This is a genomic window from Nocardioides sp. P5_C9_2 (assembly GCF_054049555.1).
The window spans coordinates 1-4,188 of sequence record NZ_JBFUMD010000352.1; the positions used below are offsets into that span (position 1 = coordinate 1).

Consider the following 4,188-nt stretch of genomic DNA (forward strand, 5'->3'; position numbering starts at 1 on the left):
ATCGGGGGCCGAACGTCACGGACTACCCCCCGATCAGGCGTCGACGGGGTCCCGGCGCCACGGCTGCATGAAGTCGTTGCCCGCGATGCCCTCCACGGCCATCGTCAGCTGGCCCGCCTGGGCGCCGTCGAGCTGCTCGCGGACGATGTCGGCGTGACCGGCGTGCCGGGCGAACTCCTCGATCAGGTGCAGGGCGAGGAAGCGGCGGGTGACCCGACTCGGCTCGAGGCGGCCGAACCACGGCGCCGGCGCCTCGAGCACCTCCGCCCCCGGGTCCATCGCCTCGACGGCGGCCAGCAGGTGGTCCGTCGCGGCGTCGTACCGCTCGATGATCGACTCGAGCGTCTCGCCGTCGGTGAGCGCGAAGCTGCCGTAGAAGGTCCCGTAGTCGGCCTCGGTGAGCGCCCAGCCCCGCTCGCCACGGTTCTGCGCCTCGCGACGCTCCCAGGTCACCCACGCCGTGCTGAGGTGCTTGAGGATCCCGCCGATGCTCAGCGCCGAGCGGGTGGGGGTGAGGCGCGCCTCCTCGTCGGCGAGGCCGTGGGCTGCGGTGCGGGCGGCGACGACCTGCGCGCGCAGGAAGGCGGCCAGGGCGGCGGACTCGGAGTAGGTGGTCGGCTCGAGCATGGTGGGTCTCCCTCGTCGGTGGTCGATGGGACCACCCTCCTCCGCATGGCGGACAGGATCGGTCCGCAGCCGCGCCCCCATACTGTCCCGGTGCGTCCCTCCGCCTGGCTCACCCAGTTCGCCGTCGCCGCCGTCGTCTTCAGCGTGGTCGACGTGCTGTGGCTGAGCGCCGTGGCCACCGACCTGTACGACGATCAGCTCGGCGACCTCAAGGCGGAGTCACCGAACCTGGTCGGCGCCGTCCTGGTCTACCTCGTGCTGCTCGCGGGGCTCGTCCACTTCGTCATCCACCCGGCCGTCGCCGCCGGCTCCTGGCGCCGGGCGGTGGGCGTGGGCGCCTTCTTCGGGTTCGTCGTCTACGGCGTCTACGAGCTCACCAACCTCGCCATCCTCGAGGGGTGGCCCGCGGCCCTGGTGCCGATCGACATGGCGTGGGGCGCGTTCCTCTCGGCGGCGGTCAGCGGCGGGACGTACGCCGTCGTGCACCGGCTGCCGGCCTGGGCGCGCTGATCAGTTGGTGTGCTCGCGCAGGTAGCGCCCGAAGTGCGGCACGGTGAAGGCGATCCGGCCCCGCTCGCCGGAGTAGATGAGCCCCTTCTTGAGCAGCGAGTCCCGCGCCGGGCTCAGCGACTGGGGCTTCTTGCCGAGCGCGGCCGCCACGTCGGCGGTGGGCACCGCGTCCGGGGCGTCGGACTCGGTGCCGGCCACGTCGGCCATCGCCCGCAGGTAGTCGCGCTCCCCCGGCGTCGCCCGCTCGTAGCGGCTGCCGAAGAAGCCGACCGCGAGCTCGGCGTCCGCCTCGGGAGCGGCCACCGCCACGTCGGCGGCGGTGATCGGTGAGCGCGGCGCCCGGTCCCAGACCGMCTTGCCGTAGGCCTGGATGAAGTACGGGTAGCCGCCGGTGGCGGCGTACATCGCCTCCAGTGCAGCCGCCTCGTAGAACGCGTCCTCGTCCTCGGCCGGCACGGTGAGCGCGAGGTCCGCGGCCTCACGGGTCAGCCGGTCGATGCGCTGGTAGCGGAAGAGGCGCTCGGAGTAGGACTTGCTGGCCGACAGCACGGCCGGCAGGTGCGGCAGCCCGGCGCCGACGACGATGACCGGCAGCCCCGACTGGCTGATCTCGTGGCAGGCCGCACACAGTGCCGACACGTCGTCGGGGCCGAGGTCCTGCATCTCGTCGATGAAGATGGCGATGCCCTTGCCCTTGTCGGCCGCCAGTCCGCCGAGGTCGGTGAAGAGCTCGACGAGGTCGATCTCGATGTCCCCGGAGTCGGCGCGCCCACGCACCGCAGGCACGTCGATGCCCGGGCTCCACTGGTCCTTGAGCCTCGCGGCCGGGCCGGCGTCGCGCTGGGCGAAGGCCTTGATGACGCCCAGCACGTGGTCCACGCTGTCGGCGTCGCGGTGCCCGAGCTCGCGGACCGCCTGGTGCAGCGCGCCGCTCAGCGGGCGTCGCAGCCCCTGGTCGGGGCGGGCCTCGAGCTTGCCGGTGCCCCACTGGCGGCGCACGGCGGCGCTGCGCAGGGCGTTGAGGAGCACCGTCTTGCCGACCCCGCGCAGGCCGGTGAGGACGAGGCTGCGCTCGGGACGACCCCGGGCCACCCGCTCCAGGACGACGTCGAAGGCGGCGAGCTGCTCGTCGCGGCCGGCCAGCTCGGGCGGGCGCTGCCCGGCACCGGGGGCGTAGGGGTTACGGATCGGGTCCACGATGTGACGGTATCGGGCTGTCTAGCCGATTCCTTAGATCTGGGCAGACACGCCGATCGAGTCGTACGCCGCTCAGCCGGCCGCCTGCCCTCCCGGGGGCAGGGCACCAGCACGCTCGGCACGGTCGCGAGCGAYGGCGTACGCCTCGGTGAGCCCGGAGCGCAGCAGCTCGATCAGGGCGGGCACCTCGTCGACGGGCAGCCGGAACGTGCCGGCGCACAGGTTGTCGCGCCACAGCGAGAGCACCACGACGTCGGCCTCCGGGTGCCACGAGACGCGCAGCGACCGGTCCTCACCTCGCGGGTCGAGGAGGACTCCCCCCATCCGGGGCAGGGGTCGTGGCCGGGCCATGATCCATTGTGACCCCGCCCACAAGGGCTGTCACGCGGCCTACACTCGCGCCATGCCCGAGCTGCCCGAGGTGGAAGCGCTGGCCCAGGACCTCCGGGGCCGGCTCGTCGACCGCGCCATCGCCCGCATCGACCTGGYGGCGTTCAGCGCCCTCAAGACCTTCGACCCGCCGCTGCAGTCGCTGCACGGCACCCTCGTCGAGGACGTCACGCGGCACGGCAAGTTCCTCGACATCACCGCCAGCGGCACCCACCTCATCGTCCACCTCGCCCGCGCCGGATGGATCCGCTGGCGCGACGACGTACCGGCGCTTCCCGCCCGCCCCAACAGCAAGAACCCGCTCGCGGCCCGCGTGGTCATCGACGACCCGGACTTCGAGACCACTCCCGGCCTCGACATCACCGAGGCCGGCACCAAGAAGAGCCTGGCGATCTACGTGGTCCGGGACCCGCAGCAGGTCGAGGGCATCGCCCGGCTGGGCCCGGACCCGCTCGACGACTCGTTCACCATCGACGTGCTGGCCGGGATCCTCCAGCACGAGGGCCGCAAGCAGATCAAGGGCGTGCTGCGCCACCAGGGCACCATCGCCGGCATCGGCAACGCCTACTCCGACGAGCTCCTGCACGCGGCGCGGATGTCGCCGTACAAGCCCGCCAGCTCGCTGGACGAGGCCGAGGTGCAGACGCTGTACGACGCCATCCGCACCGTCATCGGTGCGGCCGTCGAGCGGTCCCGGGGCCTGGCCGCCAGCGAGCTCAAGGGCGAGAAGAAGAGCCACCTCGCGGTCCACGGCCGCACCGGCCAGGCGTGCCCGGTGTGCGGCGACGTGGTGCGCGAGGTGAGCTTCGCCGACTCGAGCCTGCAGTACTGCCCGACCTGCCAGACCGGCGGGAAGCCGCTCGCCGACCGCCGGATGAGCCGGCTGCTCAAGTAGCGACTGGCGCCTACTTGACGACCCGCACCTCCTGGGGCCACCCGCACGCCTCCGCGATCCTGCCGGCCCACATCCGGGCGGTCTCCACGTCCGGGACCTCGACGATGGTGATCCCGCCGAGGTACTCCTTGGTCTCCGCGTAGGGACCGTCGGTGACGACCACCGACCCGCTGGTGGCGTCGGCGCTGAACGCGTCGGCGAGGTCCTCCTCGAGCCCACCGGCGAACACGTACTGGCCGGCGGCCTTGATCTCGTCCACGACGGCCATCGCGAGCGGACCCCGGCCGCGGAACCACTCCTCGGAGTGATCGCCGACCCACTGCTGGTTGAAGTAGATCGCGTACTGGGTCATGTCTGCTCCTCATCTGTCCGCGGGCCCGGCGGCCCGCCTCGAGAGTTCCACGAACGGTGTCCGGCGGATGCGACATCGCGCGGCGAAGAGTCGCGCGGCCGGGCGACGTCACTGCGTCGGGGACTCCTCCGGGGTGGGGGTCTCCGACGTGTCGGAGGGCAGCTCGGGGGGCTCGATGTTGTCCATGACCGAGCCGCACGTGTCGGTGGTGTAGGTG

The 4,188-nt window shown here is 72.5% G+C and carries 6 protein-coding genes; 2 read left to right on the top strand and 4 right to left on the bottom strand.

Annotation, left to right across the window (positions count from 1 at the left end):
* Positions 1-33: 33 nt before the first annotated feature.
* Positions 34-627 (bottom strand): mycothiol transferase, encoded by a 594-nt coding sequence (locus ACXJKL_RS15820; protein ID WP_457207988.1) that lies wholly within the window; start codon positions 625-627, stop codon positions 34-36.
* 45 nt (positions 628-672) lie between these two features.
* On the opposite strand from ACXJKL_RS15820, the gene ACXJKL_RS15825 reads away from it, so the two are divergent.
* Positions 673-1,137 (top strand): DUF2177 family protein, encoded by a 465-nt coding sequence (locus ACXJKL_RS15825; protein ID WP_457207989.1) that lies wholly within the window; start codon positions 673-675, stop codon positions 1,135-1,137.
* Here ACXJKL_RS15825 and ACXJKL_RS15830 read toward each other — a convergent pair whose 3' ends face one another.
* Together ACXJKL_RS15830 and ACXJKL_RS15835 are read right to left on the bottom strand one after the other, a co-directional pair.
* Positions 1,138-2,334 (bottom strand): ATP-binding protein, encoded by a 1,197-nt coding sequence (locus ACXJKL_RS15830; protein WP_457207990.1) that lies wholly within the window; start codon positions 2,332-2,334, stop codon positions 1,138-1,140.
* 72 nt (positions 2,335-2,406) lie between these two features.
* Positions 2,407-2,685: a hypothetical protein gene (locus ACXJKL_RS15835; RefSeq protein ID WP_457207991.1), complete on the bottom strand. Its 279-nt coding sequence runs from the start codon at positions 2,683-2,685 to the stop codon at positions 2,407-2,409.
* A gap of 52 nt (positions 2,686-2,737) precedes the next feature.
* On the opposite strand from ACXJKL_RS15835, the gene ACXJKL_RS15840 reads away from it, so the two are divergent.
* Positions 2,738-3,619, top strand: coding sequence for an Fpg/Nei family DNA glycosylase (locus ACXJKL_RS15840; RefSeq protein ID WP_457207992.1), 882 nt, complete (start codon positions 2,738-2,740; stop codon positions 3,617-3,619).
* 10 nt (positions 3,620-3,629) lie between these two features.
* On the opposite strand, the gene ACXJKL_RS15845 is transcribed toward ACXJKL_RS15840, so the two are convergent.
* Positions 3,630-3,971: a YciI family protein gene (locus tag ACXJKL_RS15845; RefSeq protein ID WP_457207993.1), complete on the bottom strand. Its 342-nt coding sequence runs from the start codon at positions 3,969-3,971 to the stop codon at positions 3,630-3,632.
* Positions 3,972-4,188 lie beyond the last annotated feature (217 nt).

Coding starts and splice junctions, on each gene's coding strand:
- ACXJKL_RS15825 (WP_457207989.1), top strand. CDS start 673: ATGGCGGACAGGATCGGTCCGCAGCCGCGCCCCCATACTGTCCCGGTG.
- ACXJKL_RS15820 (WP_457207988.1), bottom strand. CDS start 627: ATGCTCGAGCCGACCACCTACTCCGAGTCCGCCGCCCTGGCCGCCTTC.
- ACXJKL_RS15845 (WP_457207993.1), bottom strand. CDS start 3,971: ATGACCCAGTACGCGATCTACTTCAACCAGCAGTGGGTCGGCGATCAC.